This window comes from Rickettsia africae ESF-5 (assembly GCF_000023005.1).
Taxonomy (GTDB): Bacteria; Pseudomonadota; Alphaproteobacteria; order Rickettsiales; family Rickettsiaceae; genus Rickettsia; species Rickettsia rickettsii.
Genome location: NC_012633.1, coordinates 465915 through 481091 on the forward strand (window position 1 = coordinate 465915; position 15177 = coordinate 481091).

The window sequence follows — 15177 nt, forward strand, 5'->3', positions numbered from 1 at the left end:
TTACAAAAAAATATATACATTTCTTGCATCAAAGTCAATCATTGATTTTTAACCTAAAACTTTTTATATTTAATTAAAAAATATTTCATATGAGTTCCTTAGTAAGACCAATCAATTTAGGTAAAATTAATCATTCACAAAGTACTGTTAAAGACTATATTTTACTTATGAAACCGCGTGTAATGTCGCTTGTGATTTTTACGGGTTTTGTAGGTATGTGGCTTGCTCCTTATTCTGTGCATCCGTTTATTGCTGGTATTGCAGTTGTTTGCATAGCGCTTGGGGCAGGTAGTGCAGGGGCAATTAATATGTGGTACGATAGAGACATCGATAGCTTAATGAAACGTACCCAAAAAAGACCGATAGTAAGAGGAGTTATAGAATCTGATGAAGCTTTATCTTTTGGTTTGATAACGGGATTTTTTGCAGTATTTTTTATGGCTTTATGTGTTAATCTACTTGCATCCTTTTTACTGCTATTCACTATTTTTTATTATATCTGTATTTATACTATTTGGTTAAAGCGTCGTTCTATACAAAATATCGTTATTGGCGGAGTATCGGGAGCATTACCTCCTGTGATAGGTTATGCAGCGGTAAGCAATACTATATCTCTAGAGTCGATTATATTATTTTTGATTATTTTTATTTGGACGCCGCCGCATTCATGGGCTCTTGCTTTATTCTGTAACGATGACTATAAAAACTGTAAAGTACCGATGATGCCTGCAGTAAAGGGGACTTTATATACTAAAAAACAAATTCTAATTTACAGTATTCTTTTATTTATTGTTTCGCTAATGCCTTTTTTTATTGGAATGAATAATTTTATATATTTAATAATTTCTGGTATCCTTGGGGTAGTATTTCTATATTATGCCGGTTCTTTATTCTATGACACCCCTGATAACAAACAAGCTAAACGATTTTTTGCCTATTCGATATTTTACTTGTTTTTTATATTTTTACTCTTGTACTCAACTAACACTATATCCACTATTAGCTGAGAGATAATAGTGTTGGGTTACTTTTATAGAAGCTAAAATTGAAACCCAACGTGAAGAAACATATCATAAGTGTATTTTCATGCAAGTGATTTTTTATTTATAACTGTAATTTTTAAATTTTATGCTTTTGTTTCGTAATTTTGATAAGTAGGAAGAGTTAGAATATATATCGTATTTTATTCCATGGGTGCAACCTGTCATGCAACACACTCCATCGTTGGATAAAACTACTCTTAATACTGGCTTTATAACGTACCGCCTTGCCTCCATATTTGCTTACTTTATTTTCCTGTATAATTTGGTTGCCAAATTAAAGCTTCACTCTCTAATCTATTTGAGGCAATATTTCTTTCATGCTGCTTATCGTTATGCGTTAAAAATATGCATTCTGCTTTTATAAACGGTTTATATTGGTTGTTTATGTATTGAGCCTAAATCTTCAAATAACTTTGCATATTCGGTAAGCCAGCCTTCATAAACAATAATAGGAGCAAAGTTGAGATGAACTTCGTAACCTGCTTCAATAAAAATATTCACCGCTTTTATTCTCTCGATAATTGGACGCGTTTTTGGCTCTAATATCTCACGCATTCTTGTCGGTATCAAACTAAATCTAATCCTTATTTTGTTTTCAGGATTAAAATTAAGTAATTTAGGATTGACATATTTAGTAGCAAAAGTTGCTTTAGTACGTGGATCTTCTTTAAAGAAATTAAATATCTTTAACCAATTAGTGTGTTTCCAATGCAAACTTACATCGTTAGAACAACCTATATTATATGTCCAATATTTAGAATCTGTTTGATTGGAAATTTTAGTCGGTAAATTTGCTATATGTTTATCCAATACGTCAAGTATTTGATCTATATTTTCATTGATATATAATGTCTCATAGTTATGATGCATAACATAACAATAACTATTTCTGCAACCTCCGGCACAGCCATACATGAAGTTAGGCGTTATGTAATCAGCTGATCTTCCATTAGGACGTACGTGCAAAGTTTTCGTATTTTGTACTATTTTCTTAATCATACGATTTTAAATTAAAGTTTATTTAAACTACTTACTTAGCTTTACAAACTTCAGATTTATTTACTTACATTGAAATTGTGGTTATAAATTATTAATTACAAATATATCATAAGTTATGGAAAAACCAAGCTATCTAAATTTTGATAATAAAAGTTATAAATGGAAAAATGATATTGAGTATCGTAAATGCCCGGAAAGCTATAGAGTAAAGGGGAGCAAGGAGTATGCATTTGTCAACCATATAAAAATGAAATTTTGCCTTATTGGAAGTTTAAAACTTCTGAAATTGCTAAAGCAAGTAGTGAAAAAATATCTCGATCTTCATCACAGATATCCAATATCAAGAAGAAAAAGACAATCTACGAAGATTCGTTGAAACTGATCCTGAAGAACTTTCAAATTTTATTGAAACTTATGATAAAACTGAAAAATATAACAATAGAGAAGCTGAATTTTTTCATAGTTTAAGTTCTATTTTAATGGAAAAACAACAAGATAATGCGATTAAATCATTAAAGAAAGCTATTGAACTAGATTCAAGTAAAGCATACTCTCACGAAGAGTTTTTTAATAAATTACATAAAATAAATCCGGAGGAAGCACTCGCTTCTATCAAAAGAGCTATAGGGTTAAATCCAAATAAAAAATCATTATATGAAGACCTTATTATTTTGTTGAAAAAGGCAAATTATGATGAAGAAGCAGCAAAAATTACTAAAGTAATTCAAGATTTCCCTAAAAACATACCTAATTTGGTATTAGATACTGAGGAAACAAAGGATTTGTATCTAATTAGGTTTGGCACAGGAATAACTGTATCAAAACGTGGGTATTTATGAGTTTTGCACTGTCATCTAGTTGCTTGCTAACTAAGTCTAGAAAAAATAACTTCAACATTGTTACTACACTATATTATATGTTTTGCTGGATGATGACATAGAGAGGAATAATAAGTCACACAACATTCGTGACGGTCACATTAAAACAGTTTTTTCAATCCTTTTTGTAGAAGCTTATTCACAGGATCTGCTTGTTGGTTTTCCTGCGGAGGGCTGTTTTGTTCCTCTGTATTTGTATCCTTTTTCTTTCTGAGACTCAAAGCATCTTTAATAATATTTTCAGGTTTCTTCTCTCCGCTTTTTAAGTCTTTAATAACGCTATTAAATACGTTTTTAACTAAATATGTTTGAAAGGCTTGAACGTCTAATTTATGCTGCGGATTATTTATGAATCCGTATAATTTAACGGCTATAGGCGGTAAATCCGCAATAGTAACGCTTGCACTAACATCCATCATATATTGTGGTAAGTTAATTTGACCGCTTGCATTTGTTGTAGCAGGTGAAGCATCTAAACTACATTCATTTAAATTAAGCTTGCCTTGCGTTATATTTCCTCTGGCAATTAAATTTTTGAAAGATGTGGATCCGCCACTAAAGGAGCTGTTAATAAGTCGCAATACTCCTTCGGTATTTTTAGCATTATTTACCGCATCTGCGATTCGGTTTAAATCAAATCCGCTTATTTCCCCGTTATCGCTATTTACGTTAAATTGTCCATTTAGATTATTAACATATGTATAAACGCTATTACCGCGAGAAGTAAGATCGGCTTTAAAGCTTAGTCGCCCATCAGTTATTTTTATTTTATCCGATTGCGGAGTGAAACTTTTGAGATAGGCATTTTTTAAATCGATTTTAATTGCAGCATTTTGATCTTTGGCTGAACTCACATAACCGGTGCTACTTAGTTCGCCACCGTAAATGCTTGCATTAACTGAAGTAATATTCAGCGTGCCGCCGGTGATATTTAATTTTGCTTTTAAATTATTTATGATTAATGAGTTGTTAGTTAATTTATCAATATTTGCGGATAATTGCCCTTCAATTTCATTTAAAAACCCTAAATTAATAGGATTATTTGACCAAGGAGAATTATTTTTAGCTGTAGGTATGTTTTGAGTAGCAGGACTATTAGTTTTATTTGGAGCAGGAGTAGGACTATTACTTGTAAGAATTTTATCCAAATTAACTAACGGACTATATAAGTTAAGATTAAAATTGGGCTTCTGAGTTTCTAAATTAATATCTCCTTTAATAGATATATTAGTATTAAAAGCGGATATTTTATTATTAATATGGAAAGTATCTTTAATTTTTTGCACTCCTCCGTTTAACTGCAATACTCCAATCTGACTTAAATTACTTACTCCCATAAGAGACATAAACGACTCAAAATTATTAATTTTTAGATTGTGCGAAATAGTTATATCTTGTGCTAAATTTTTAAGCTCAATATCTCCCGTTAGATTACTATTTGCAGCCGATAAATTAATATTTTGTAATTTTATTGCTTGAGAATTACTAATTACATTAGAAGTAAGTATAAGTTTTTGGTTAATAATAGGCGGTAATTTATTGGTCTTTAGTTTTAGAGCATCAAGTATAGGTTTTAAACTATCAGCTTGTAGCATAATATTTGTCTTATCTAAATTAGAGCTAATCTCGGTTATAATGTTACCGGGATTGATAATAATATTTGATTTCAGGTTATTACGCTCTATATCATAATTTGCATTTGCTAGTAATGCTATATTTGGATAATTAAGTCTAGCATCTTTAATAGCTATATTTTTACTATCGGCAGTAATTGCCGTAGTTAGCTCGTAGTCATTTTGTAAATCAGCAGGCATACCTAAAGTTTTAGTATTACCTTTAATATTTGCGTTACCTATGAACGAATTATTTTCGCTATCAAATTTCCCTTCGATTTTAATTTTTTCACCGGCAAGATTAATATTGGCACTTAACGGAATTATTTTACCGATTTCTTCAATATTGCCGTCTATATTAATTTGCTGTTCCAAAGCCTTTAAAGCTAAAGTCAAATCTATAGGACCTTTAAGGCTTTTAATTTTAGTCTTTAAGTTAATATCGTTAAATATTTTCTCACTGTTTTTTTCTATATATATTACTTTGCCGTCTATAATTTTAAAATGACTAATCAAAATAGGAAGTGCTAATTCAGTTTTAGTATTGGTAGATTCTACAGAGCTAAGTTCATTTGTTTTGGATGCATTATTAGGTGTAGAAAATTGCCAATTTTTTTGTCCATTACTTAAAACTTCTAGATTTATAATCGGTTTTTGCAGTTTTATAGAAGCTACTTCAATTGCTCCTCTAAAAAGAGGAAAAAGTCGCAATGACGCTTTAGCACCTTCAACGGAAACTAGATGAGGTTCTTTTGTACCGTTTATTGATGATAATTTAATTTCTGATAGTGATATTGCGGGATGCGGTAGTAAAGATAATTTTATGTCGCCGTTAATAGTTAAATCTCTATTTGTAGCCTCTTTAACTTTATCTATTACTATTCCTTTATAATTATTTAAAGGAATAAAGAAAGGAATAACAATTAATAATAATATTATACTTATAAATATAATAAGTGAGTATTTTAAAGTTTTAGGCATAGAGCTTAACCTTCTATTTATATACATAATATTAATTATAGTATTTAAGGATTAATTGTCAATTTTATATAATTTACTCAATTAAGGATTAAAATAATTATATTCTATGTCATTCCCACGAGGCGTTGTTGCGTGGACCGGTAAAACCCACTGTGTCACCCCGTGGCTTGACCACGGGGGCCATAAAAACAATAAATACTAATAAATTTAGTATTTTTAACTGGATCCCGTGGTCACGCCACGGGATGAGACAGAGGTGAATAAGAATCGTGGGGTACTATAAAGAAATTGAAAACTACGGTAAATTATTCAAGCTTCTCTTTGATAATTTAAAATCACATAATCTTTAGTTATAATAGGAAAAAATTCTTTATTGAAAGGTAATAATTCGGTTGTTTGATCTGAAAATTCTATTTCAATTATGTCACCGGCACCAAAGTTAAGAATATTTTTAATTTTGCCTATTTCTTTATGATCTTGGTTTAATACCGGTAAATGAGTTAAATCTGCTATATAAAATTCATCTTCTTCTAGTTCCGGTAAACTTGCTCTTAAGCAAAATATTTTATAACCTTTTAAATTTTCAGCTTCATTTCGAGTAGCTATATCATTAAATGTACAAATTAATTCTCCTTTGGCATTTTGGCTAATTAGCTTAATATGTATATTTGCTCCTGACTCATTTACTAAATTTCTTTCAAGTATTTTTGTAGCAGGGTCGGTAAAAGATTTTAACATTACATGACCTTTAATTCCATGACATGATTTTATTACACCGACTAAAATTAAATTTTCTAAAGAATTCATTAATTTGTCTTTAAATTTTGATAGTTATATATAATAATATATTTAAAAACTTTTTTACAGACATGATAAAAAAAATAGCTGCCGGCGTCATAATTTGTTTTTCATTATTGTTATTTATAATGTTTGGTGCATTATCGTTTGTTAACTATAATTCGGTTACTAATAATTTTACCAGTCATTTAGGAATTGCGAAAGAAAATATCGGAAAAATAAAGATGAATAAATTTCCTTTGTCCTATTTAGTTATTGAGACGATAAGAGAAGAAGGAAAGTTAGATTTAGAGCAGATTAAAATTCATTTTTCGTTGTGGTCGCTTATAAAATTTAATCCTAAAATTAATAAAATAGATATATTAGATGCTAAATTTTATTCACATTCTAATGTATTAAATATTTATAATCATGAAGAGTTAATAAAGAATTTCTTTAAATATAAATTACAAAATATAAATCTAAATGTTACTAATCTAAGTATTATTAATAAACAAGATTATTCTATTTTAAATTTTAATAATTGTATATTAAAAAAAGAAAATGCTTTATCGTCTAATTACATATTTAAAACTACAAGTAACTATATAGGTAAAATTTCAGGTTCAATTAATAAACGTGACGATATAGTAGATTTTAGTCTTAATATTGATAATAATGATTATGGTTTTAAGTTATCGCAAATTTACAAAGATTCTAAGCTTACTAGCGGTAGTGGTGAATATCAGATTAAAAATTTAGCATCGGTAATGTATAATATATTACCGGATTTAAACCATCTTTTTAATAAATTTAATCAACATGAGGCAGTAAACGTTAAATTTAATATTTCAAATAATGAAGATGAAATAGAACTAAAAGACATAGTAATAGCATCATCTTTTATTATTGGTCATGGATTTGTTAACATTGCTAAAAATGATAATATTACTACTAATGTAAAACTAGATTTTCCTAAAATAGATTTAAGTTCGTTAATTTCTCCAAATGCAGAGGTAACATTTAATACTTCTTCTTCAAATAGTAGATTTATTTTTGCCAATAAATTACTTAAAGCAAACGTGGCAATTAACGAAATAATTTTAAGTAATAATGAAGAACTAAAAAAAATAGTCTTTTCTTCTAACTTATTAAAGGGTACTTTAAAGATAAATGAATTTTCAGGTAATATTAAATCAGGTGGAGAATTTAAGCTTACAGGTAATGTAACACAGAATGCCGTTAGAAGTATGTTCGATGGACAGCTATATTTAAAGCACAACGATATAAATTCGTTACTGAATATTTTAGGATTTAACGACGTTACTATTAAAGAAGCTATTCCTTTTAGCTTGTCATCGGATTTAAAACTCACTTTAATAGATTTATTTTTTAAAAATTTATTACTCAAAACAGATAATTTAAATTTATCAGGAAATTTTTCTAGTAAATTTATTGCTCAAACACCTCGTTTAGACGCTACGCTTAATATATCTTCGCTTGACTTAAGCAGTAGAACGTATCCAATAATTTCGCCGCTTATCGAATTTACAAAAAATTTAACTAAAGATATGAAAGCTCTAGATTATCCAAGTAAATTCATCCCTATTAGAACAATAGGATATTTAGCTAATTTAGATATTCTGATAGATAGCGTTAAGTATAACGATCATGTATTTGACAAAATGAATTTGCTTGCTAAAATCGTACCAGCTAATATAAAAATTAGTAATTTAGATTTTAAAACTGCTAACAGCTATTTATCAACTAGCTGGAACTTAGATGCATCGAGTGTATTACCGTCTTTGATCGTAGAAATTAAGGACGGTAATCTTACTACTGATTTATTATCACCGGCAGGAATGCTTAATTTAAGAAATAAATTAATAAATGATTATAGTTTAGATAAAGCTACCTTACAAGTTTCCGGTACATTGTCGACATTATTACAAAATGATTTAATATTGAAAAATGTTAAATTTTATGTAGCAAATAATAATAATTTATTACAATTTAATAATATTGAAGCAGAATTATTAGGTGGTAAGTTTCAAGGTAACGGCAATATTTTATTAGAACCTTATGCTATAAATTTCGTATATGCTTTAAATACAATAGATTTAAACAAAGTTTCAGCTCTTATGCCTAAAATATTTACTGCAAGTGGCGGAAAAATAAGTATAAGCGGTAGTTTAGGAACTAACGGTAACACTCTTCAAAGCCAGCTATATAACCTTACTACAAAATCACAATTTGCTATAAACAATATAGATGTTAATAATTTTGCAATTGATGCTTTTATAGAAAAAATTGATACAGCTGATTATAAGGTACAAAATTTAGATAAAGATATAAATAGTGCTATAACCACAGGACAAGAAAATATTAGAGGTATAAGCGGTGATATTGAACTACAAAAAGGTATTGCCCTTTTAAAGAAAGTAAAATTTGCAACACAATATAGTAGCGGTGCGGCCTCTTTTGCAGTTAATATATATAATTTTGATATGGATGCATCTAGTATTTTGTCATTTTACGTGCCGGCAAGGCTTGTTAAGTTAAATACCTCAAATACAAGTTCTGATAAAGATAGCTTGGCACATCTTAATATAAAAATGCAAGGGAGTATTTTTGCTCCTAAGAAAACTTTTGATAGTAGTGAGCTAAAAAAATTACTTATACCCCAAACAACTGAAGACACAATTACTACAGATAACCATTAAAAAATAAAAATAAATGACTAATACTAAAACTTTAGAAGCAAATATTAGCTTTGAAGAAGCTTTAAAAGAGCTTGAGGAAATTGTTAAAAAAATAGATAAAGGACAAGAGAGTCTAGAGACGGCAGTTAATAGCTTTGAAAGAGGTATTTTACTTAAGAATCATTGTGAGAAAAAACTAAAAGAAGCTCGGTTAAAAATTGAAAAAATTACTAAACTTGCTGATTCTACAGTGGTCTTAGAAGAGATGGAAGTGTAGTGTTGACATAAAGCATACATTGTACTAGTATCATAAGATGACAAAGAAATGTAATTATAGCTTTTCTGCTGAAAAAAATTATAACTTAATAAGTGAGCGCAAGGTAAGTTTTGAAGCAATAATATCAGTTATAGAAAGTAATTATTTATTGGATATAATAGAACATCCAAATCCTAATAAATATTCAGAGCAAAAAATGTATATAGTTAAATTTAATGAATACGCCTATTTAGTGCCTTTTATTAGTGAAGTTGATGGAACAGTTTTTTTAAATACTATTATTCCACGTCACAAAGCTACTCAGAAATATCTAAAAATAGGAAAAAGTAATGAGAAATAAAGAGAATATATCAAATATAATACTAGATGCTGAAGAAAACGCATTGCTGGAATCTTTTGAAAATGATGAATGGCAAAGAATTAAAAATTTTGAACAAGAGAAACATATATCACAAGTGGCAGCAGCTAATTATTTAAAAAAAGATACTCGAATAAATATTCATATTTCTAGTAGTGATTTAGTGAGAATAAAACAAAAAGCTGCTTATGAGGGATTACCTTATCAAACTCTTATTTCTAGTATATTACATAAATATTCAGCAGGACATGGTTAATAATACCTATGTAATCATATAATTGACTTTATCTATACCGTTCCTAATATTGTTTTATTCATCATAATAAATATTGTTTTGATGAGTTTTTGTGTGGGATGTTTATATTTAACAAAATACATTATTCCTAATAATTTTCAAAAAGAAGAGCTTGGAAGTCTTGGCGGGTTTTTATCGGGTGTAGTCGGTAGTATGTATGCGGTATCAACCGGTTTGGTATTAATTTATTTACTCGGTAATTTTAATGAAGCACAAGAAGGGGTGGCAGCAGAATCTATAGTGTTGATGAGGCTTGCAGATAGTGTAGGTTGGCTTCCTCATGAAATGAGGCCTACAATTTATCTAGATATTAAAAATTATACCAAAGGTGTAATGCGGCGTGAATGGCAATTAATGAAAGACGGCAAGCAAATCGGTCATGAAGCTCTTAGTTTCCTCCAAGATATTAATAAGAGACTACAAGCTTATAAAGCAAGCGAGCAAGTGCAGCTATTGACTAAGCAGGAAATCATTGAGGAGATAAAAGAGCTTTATACAGTAAGGTATAACAGGATTAAAATGTCCTATTTTTCCTTAAATATTCAATATTGGATAGTTGTGTGTATAATGACTGCTATTAATTTAATTTTTGTCTGTATGTTTGGCACCAAGCTTTATTTACATAAGATTTCGGTTGGTTTAGTTTGTATCACTTCATCATCAATGCTTTTGTTATTATTTATATTAGACAAACCTTTTCGAGGTCCTTTTGCCGTAAGTCAATATGACCTTATTAAGGCTGTACATTATATTGAGAGATTAAATTAGTGATATCTGTAACAACATAACGCCATAATTTATCCGTGCCTTTAGTAATACCTATACGAGCAGTAGTAGAGTAGGGTAGCTTTAAGCCGATATCGCCGACAAAAAATTCGTTGTTATTTATAAGATCGCATTTATTATGAGAAATATTAATTCCTAAATATTTGCATAATTTACCCGGACCGTTGAGGTATAGATTTTCAGGCGAAATAACATGTACGCCTCTTATTAAGGTTGCAGCAGGGAAGCCTTTAGCTTCGGTTACGAAATTTAAACAATAATACATTCCGTAAATTAAATAGACATAGCTAAAGCCTGCAGGACCAAACATTATATCCGTTCTTTTTGTCCGCCCTCTTGCTGCATGGCAAGCAGGATCATTCTGCCCTATATAGCTTTCAGTTTCAGTAATGATAGCTGTTTTACCTTGGAAATAAAGAGCTTTACCGATTAACTCAGTGCTTACTACATTAGTATCTCTTGCAAAAAATTCACGAGGTACAGGAATTAGTTTATTCATGTTTTTGAAAAAAAATATTTAAATTCTTATTCCATTTTGTAGGAGTGAAGTTAGTAATTTCATATTCAGCTATATTATTTATATAAAAAGGATCTTATCTTAATATATTTTTAAGTTGACTTAGTGTTTCTATATTAGCTAAAATAATACCGCCAATTCTTGGATGTATAGGACCTAATAAAATGTCCTTTATCATAACATGTATCTAAACATTTTCTATGTTTCGTAATAAATTTTTCAACAGAAGAAAGATCTAAGCCTAAGGTATATTTAAGGTTTACAATAAACATAATTTATATTTTTTTATTAAGTGGTTTAGAATTTTTTATAGAGATTGGAACGGTATCATATCCACCGTTGCAAAACGGTTGACATTTGATGATTCTTTTAAAGGTAAACCACAAGCCTTTTATGCTGCCGTGCATTGATATAGCTTCTTTGGCATATTCAGAACAAGTGGGGTGAAACCGGCAATTATTGCCAAGTAGTGGAGAAATGAAATATTGATAAAATCCAAGTAATAATAATAAGATTCTAGTCATTTTGAAGCTTGTCTATTATTCCCCCCATTTTTTCTTGAGTTAGATCTTCATAATAATCGTCATTAATCTGTACGACCGGAGCGTTAACGCATGCTCCCAAACATTCTATCTCGCTTAAAGTAAATTTTTGATCTTCAGTAGTTTCTTTGAGTTGTACACCTAATTTCTTTTCGCAAACTTGCATTATATCATCACTACCACGCAGCCAGCAAGGAGTAGTAGTACATACTTGGATATGATATTTACCAACTCGCTTTAAGTTAAACATAGTATAAAATGTTGCAACCTCATAAGCCCGTATATAAGGCATTGCTAACATATTTGCGACATATTCGATAGCAGGAACAGGTAGCCAGCCGCCGTTTTGACGTTGTGCTAGATCAAGCAGCGGAAGTATTGCACTTCTTTTTCCATGCGGTGGATATTTTTTTATAATCTCTTCTGCTAGATTTAAATTTTTCTTATCAAATGTAAAATTTGTAATTTTTGTATTCATATATTTTTAGTACTGTATAGTTTTATGTCATTTCTGCGCAAGCAGGAATCCGTAGAACTATTTAATTAAATCTTTCCATTCAGGATTAGTTTTTTCTATCAGTTCTATTTTCCAACTACGTTGCCATTTTTTCAAGTTTTTTTCTTGTAAGTGCTTTTTGAATATCAGTAAATTCTTCTGTCTTGATAAACAAGTTTTATAATATTATATTTTGAGGTAAAACCTTTTATTATTTTTTGTTTATGTTCATAAGCACGACTTATTATATTATTAGTAATACCAATATAGTACCATGCTTATTAGAGCATAATATATATACCCAATACATTTTTTGTTTTTTAAATGTATTGTTTTATTTTATGGATTCCTGTTTTCGCAGGAATGACAGAGTAACGCAAGTACAAGCCTGCGGCATGACAAATATATTACCTATCTATCTCACCAAATACTATATCAAGCGTTGCAATAATAGTAATAACATCTGCCATTAAATGACCTTTAGACATAAAATCTAGTCCTTGCAAATGAGCAAAGCCGGGTGCTTTAATACGACATCTATAAGGTCTATTACCTCCTTGCGAGTATAAATATACACCAAATTCGCCTTTAGGGGCTTCTACAGCTTTATAGGTCTCGCCGGCTGGGACGTCATATCCTTCCGTATAGAGCTTAAAATGATGAATCATTGCTTCCATAGATTCTTTCATTTTGGCTCTTGTCGGTGGTGTTAATTTAGGATCATCGGTTTTAATTGCACCTTTCGGCATTTTTTCTATACATTGCTTGATTATCTTGATTGATTCGTACATTTCAAGCATACGAACGAAATATCTGTCGTAACAATCACCGTTCTTGCCGATTGGTACTTTAAAGTCCATTTCATCGTAAACGTCATAAGGGTTTGATTTGCGTAAATCCCAAGCTATACCCGAACCTCTAAGCATTGGTCCTGAAAACCCCCAGTCCATTGCCTCTTTTTGCGACGCAACGCCGATATCTACTAAACGTTGTTTCCATAATCTATTTTCATTTAGTAGACTTTCAATATCGTGAAGTTTAGGAGGAAACTGTTCTATAAACTTATCTATATCCTCAAGTAAACCTTCGGGTAAATCTGCTGCAACCCCGCCCGGTCTAAAGTAGTTTGAATGCATACGAGAGCCGGAAACATGCTCGTAAAATTCCATGATCTTTTCTCGCTCTTCAAAGAGCCATAATAAAGGAGTAGTAGCACCGATATCTAAAGCTTGGCTGCCAATATTCAAAGTATGGTTCAAAATTCTTGTTAGCTCTGAGAATAGTACCCTGATAAACTGAGCTCTTCGTGGGACTTCGCATTCTAATAACGACTCAACAGCTAAAGCAAATGCATGTTCCTGACACATCGGTGAAACATAATCAAGACGATCAAAATATGGTATAGCCTGCAAATATGTTTTATGCTCAATAAGCTTTTCCGTACCACGATGAAGTAACCCAATATGAGGGTCGGCATTATTTACTACTTCCCCGTCCATCTCAAGGATTAACCTTAAAACTCCGTGAGTTGCCGGATGCTGTGGACCAAGGTTTAGAGTTATAGTTTTGGTGTTGTTAGTCATAGTATTTTTCCTACTGTCACCTAGTTCGCTTGACCACGGGGTCCAGTCTTTTGTATTTTTTCTGGATCCCGCGATCAAGTCACAGGATGACATTCATTTTATTTCTGGATTCCTGCTTTCGCAGGAATGACATCGGTTGCCTTCTCATCACCTGGCAATACATAACTCGGGCTATGCCAGTGCGAACTAAAATCAAACTCACGATATTCTATGTCTAAATCGACCGGTTCATAAGCTACTTTCTTTAGCTTCTCATCATATTTAACTTGTGTATAGCCTGTTAACGGGAAATCTTTACGTAATGGATGCCCCTCAAATTCGTAATCGGTTAGTATGCGTCTTTTATCGTCATTACCCTCGAAATTTATCCCGTACATATCATAAACTTCACGCTCATACCAACAAGCGGCACTAAATATATTCATTGCTGAAGGTATAGTTTCTTTTTCAGATATATATACTTTTATTATAAGACGCTTATTTAATTTTAAGCTTAATAAATTATATACTACTTCAAACCTTTTATAGTCAATTGATTTGGACTCGCCTACATTGTCGCTCGTCGTTCTCCTATTAGTTATAGGCTTCGCGCCTTGCTCCTTGTGGCCAAGCCCAACTGAATTGACTACGTTATTCTGAGGAAAATCAGCCCCAAATAAATCAGTAAGTAAAGTGAAGCGTAATTCTTCCGATTCTTTTAAAGCTTTTAAAAACGGCAATAAAAAATTCGGCTCGATTTTATAAGCTAGGTAATCTTTAACCGTGATCGGAGTTATTAAAATGCTAGATTTAGCTGCAAGTCTTTCAATGAGTTTGTCTAGCGTCATACTTAAAACCTGTAGTGCGTTTAATTTTTTTCTGTAACTGCATCAGCCCGTAAATTAATGCTTCGGCGGTAGGAGGGCAGCCAGGGACATATACGTCAACCGGTACGATTCTATCACAGCCACGCACTACCGAATAGGAAAAGTGGTAATAGCCGCCGCCATTGGCACAGCTACCCATTGAAAGCACCCATTTAGGTTCAGTCATCTGATCATATACTTTACGTAGAGCTGGTGCCATTTTGTTAGTAAGCGTTCCTGCAACTATCATAAGGTCGGACTGTCTTGGACTTGGTCTAAATAACATACCGAAGCGATCCATATCATATCTACTTGCTGCTGCCTGCATCATCTCAACAGCACAACAAGCAAGCCCAAAAGTCATAGGCCATAAGGAATTAGCTCTCGCCCAGCCTATAACGTCATCAACTTTAGTGAGTAAGAATCCTCTATTAGAAAGCTCATTACTTAATAATTCGTCTTCTTGATAAAAATTATTTTTCATA

Annotated in this window: 16 protein-coding genes and 2 pseudogenes; 8 read left to right on the plus strand and 10 right to left on the minus strand. The window is 31.1% G+C overall.

From position 1 onward, the window contains the following. Nucleotides 1-89: 89 nt before the first annotated feature. Entirely contained in the window at nucleotides 90-1007 is a 918-nt protein-coding gene (gene cyoE / locus RAF_RS02410; RefSeq protein ID WP_010977112.1) for a heme o synthase, read from the plus strand. A 405-nt stretch (nucleotides 1008-1412) separates the two neighbouring features. Here cyoE and RAF_RS02415 read toward each other — a convergent pair whose 3' ends face one another. Next, on the minus strand, nucleotides 1413-2042 hold the full coding sequence (locus RAF_RS02415) for a spore photoproduct lyase family protein (RefSeq protein ID WP_012719601.1): 630 nt from the start codon (nucleotides 2040-2042) through the stop codon (nucleotides 1413-1415). A gap of 115 nt (nucleotides 2043-2157) precedes the next feature. On the opposite strand from RAF_RS02415, the pseudogene RAF_RS02420 reads away from it, so the two are divergent. Next, nucleotides 2158-2366: pseudogene (locus RAF_RS02420) on the plus strand (DUF4385 family protein); the annotation flags it as partial. Between the two features lie 155 nt (nucleotides 2367-2521). Further along, a complete protein-coding gene (locus RAF_RS02425) occupies nucleotides 2522-2881 on the plus strand; it encodes a hypothetical protein (RefSeq protein WP_012719602.1) in 360 nt (119 codons plus the stop codon). A 140-nt stretch (nucleotides 2882-3021) separates the two neighbouring features. On the opposite strand, the gene RAF_RS02430 is transcribed toward RAF_RS02425, so the two are convergent. Both RAF_RS02430 and rimM read right to left on the minus strand, forming a co-directional pair. After that, nucleotides 3022-5514: an AsmA family protein gene (locus RAF_RS02430; protein ID WP_041472011.1), complete on the minus strand. Its 2493-nt coding sequence runs from the start codon at nucleotides 5512-5514 to the stop codon at nucleotides 3022-3024. Between the two features lie 309 nt (nucleotides 5515-5823). Further along, complete coding sequence (rimM, locus tag RAF_RS02435; RefSeq protein ID WP_012719604.1) at nucleotides 5824-6321, minus strand: ribosome maturation factor RimM; 498 nt, start codon at nucleotides 6319-6321, stop codon at nucleotides 5824-5826. Nucleotides 6322-6383: 62 nt separating this feature from the next. Between rimM and RAF_RS02440 the strand changes: the two genes are divergently transcribed. From RAF_RS02440 to RAF_RS02460, 5 genes are all read left to right on the plus strand, one after another. Next, on the plus strand, nucleotides 6384-9014 hold the full coding sequence (locus RAF_RS02440) for an AsmA-like C-terminal region-containing protein (protein ID WP_012719605.1): 2631 nt from the start codon (nucleotides 6384-6386) through the stop codon (nucleotides 9012-9014). A 13-nt stretch (nucleotides 9015-9027) separates the two neighbouring features. Beyond that, nucleotides 9028-9270, plus strand: coding sequence for an exodeoxyribonuclease VII small subunit (locus tag RAF_RS02445; protein ID WP_012719606.1), 243 nt, complete (start codon nucleotides 9028-9030; stop codon nucleotides 9268-9270). Between the two features lie 37 nt (nucleotides 9271-9307). Beyond that, nucleotides 9308-9610 (plus strand): hypothetical protein, encoded by a 303-nt coding sequence (locus tag RAF_RS02450; RefSeq protein WP_041471837.1) that lies wholly within the window; start codon nucleotides 9308-9310, stop codon nucleotides 9608-9610. Continuing rightward, the gene (locus RAF_RS02455) at nucleotides 9600-9884 is read left to right on the plus strand and encodes a hypothetical protein (protein ID WP_041471838.1); all 285 of its coding nucleotides are present in this window, start codon (nucleotides 9600-9602) and stop codon (nucleotides 9882-9884) included. The genes RAF_RS02450 and RAF_RS02455 overlap by 11 nt, the downstream gene beginning before the upstream one ends. 81 nt (nucleotides 9885-9965) lie before the next feature. After that, nucleotides 9966-10691, plus strand: coding sequence for a DUF4239 domain-containing protein (locus RAF_RS02460; protein WP_012719607.1), 726 nt, complete (start codon nucleotides 9966-9968; stop codon nucleotides 10689-10691). On the opposite strand, the gene RAF_RS02465 is transcribed toward RAF_RS02460, so the two are convergent. The 7 genes and pseudogenes from RAF_RS02465 to RAF_RS02485 all read right to left on the minus strand — a co-directional run bounded on the left by RAF_RS02465 (nucleotide 10657) and on the right by RAF_RS02485 (nucleotide 15176). Further along, nucleotides 10657-11208 (minus strand): DNA-3-methyladenine glycosylase, encoded by a 552-nt coding sequence (locus RAF_RS02465; protein ID WP_012719608.1) that lies wholly within the window; start codon nucleotides 11206-11208, stop codon nucleotides 10657-10659. The genes RAF_RS02460 and RAF_RS02465 overlap by 35 nt on opposite strands. Nucleotides 11209-11501: 293 nt before the next feature. Next, nucleotides 11502-11750, minus strand: coding sequence for a membrane protein insertion efficiency factor YidD (gene yidD / locus RAF_RS07630; protein WP_012719609.1), 249 nt, complete (start codon nucleotides 11748-11750; stop codon nucleotides 11502-11504). Then, nucleotides 11743-12246, minus strand: coding sequence for an NADH-quinone oxidoreductase subunit NuoE (gene nuoE, locus RAF_RS02470; protein WP_012719610.1), 504 nt, complete (start codon nucleotides 12244-12246; stop codon nucleotides 11743-11745). Before nuoE ends, yidD begins: the two co-directional genes overlap by 8 nt. A 57-nt stretch (nucleotides 12247-12303) precedes the next feature. Next, nucleotides 12304-12574 (minus strand): annotated as a pseudogene (locus RAF_RS10550) (GIY-YIG nuclease family protein). Nucleotides 12575-12671: 97 nt separating this feature from the next. Then, complete coding sequence (gene nuoD / locus RAF_RS02475; RefSeq protein ID WP_014273401.1) at nucleotides 12672-13847, minus strand: NADH dehydrogenase (quinone) subunit D; 1176 nt, start codon at nucleotides 13845-13847, stop codon at nucleotides 12672-12674. Nucleotides 13848-13945: 98 nt separating this feature from the next. After that, a complete protein-coding gene (locus tag RAF_RS02480; RefSeq protein WP_012719612.1) occupies nucleotides 13946-14674 on the minus strand; it encodes an NADH-quinone oxidoreductase subunit C in 729 nt (242 codons plus the stop codon). Beyond that, nucleotides 14652-15176, minus strand: coding sequence for a NuoB/complex I 20 kDa subunit family protein (locus RAF_RS02485; RefSeq protein WP_012719613.1), 525 nt, complete (start codon nucleotides 15174-15176; stop codon nucleotides 14652-14654). Before RAF_RS02485 ends, RAF_RS02480 begins: the two co-directional genes overlap by 23 nt. Nucleotide 15177 lies beyond the last annotated feature (1 nt).

Excerpts from the sequence above, each read along its gene's own strand:
- cyoE (WP_010977112.1), top strand. The coding sequence starts at position 90 with ATGAGTTCCTTAGTAAGACCAATCAATTTAGGTAAAATTAATCATTCA.
- RAF_RS02415 (WP_012719601.1), bottom strand. The coding sequence starts at position 2,042 with ATGATTAAGAAAATAGTACAAAATACGAAAACTTTGCACGTACGTCCT.
- RAF_RS02425 (WP_012719602.1), top strand. The coding sequence starts at position 2,522 with ATGGAAAAACAACAAGATAATGCGATTAAATCATTAAAGAAAGCTATT.
- RAF_RS02430 (WP_041472011.1), bottom strand. The coding sequence starts at position 5,514 with ATGCCTAAAACTTTAAAATACTCACTTATTATATTTATAAGTATAATA.
- rimM (WP_012719604.1), bottom strand. The coding sequence starts at position 6,321 with ATGAATTCTTTAGAAAATTTAATTTTAGTCGGTGTAATAAAATCATGT.
- RAF_RS02440 (WP_012719605.1), top strand. The coding sequence starts at position 6,384 with ATGATAAAAAAAATAGCTGCCGGCGTCATAATTTGTTTTTCATTATTG.
- RAF_RS02445 (WP_012719606.1), top strand. The coding sequence starts at position 9,028 with ATGACTAATACTAAAACTTTAGAAGCAAATATTAGCTTTGAAGAAGCT.
- RAF_RS02450 (WP_041471837.1), top strand. The coding sequence starts at position 9,308 with ATGACAAAGAAATGTAATTATAGCTTTTCTGCTGAAAAAAATTATAAC.
- RAF_RS02455 (WP_041471838.1), top strand. The coding sequence starts at position 9,600 with ATGAGAAATAAAGAGAATATATCAAATATAATACTAGATGCTGAAGAA.
- RAF_RS02460 (WP_012719607.1), top strand. The coding sequence starts at position 9,966 with ATGAGTTTTTGTGTGGGATGTTTATATTTAACAAAATACATTATTCCT.
- RAF_RS02465 (WP_012719608.1), bottom strand. The coding sequence starts at position 11,208 with ATGAATAAACTAATTCCTGTACCTCGTGAATTTTTTGCAAGAGATACT.
- yidD (WP_012719609.1), bottom strand. The coding sequence starts at position 11,750 with ATGACTAGAATCTTATTATTATTACTTGGATTTTATCAATATTTCATT.
- nuoE (WP_012719610.1), bottom strand. The coding sequence starts at position 12,246 with ATGAATACAAAAATTACAAATTTTACATTTGATAAGAAAAATTTAAAT.
- nuoD (WP_014273401.1), bottom strand. The coding sequence starts at position 13,847 with ATGACTAACAACACCAAAACTATAACTCTAAACCTTGGTCCACAGCAT.
- RAF_RS02480 (WP_012719612.1), bottom strand. The coding sequence starts at position 14,674 with ATGACGCTAGACAAACTCATTGAAAGACTTGCAGCTAAATCTAGCATT.
- RAF_RS02485 (WP_012719613.1), bottom strand. The coding sequence starts at position 15,176 with ATGAAAAATAATTTTTATCAAGAAGACGAATTATTAAGTAATGAGCTT.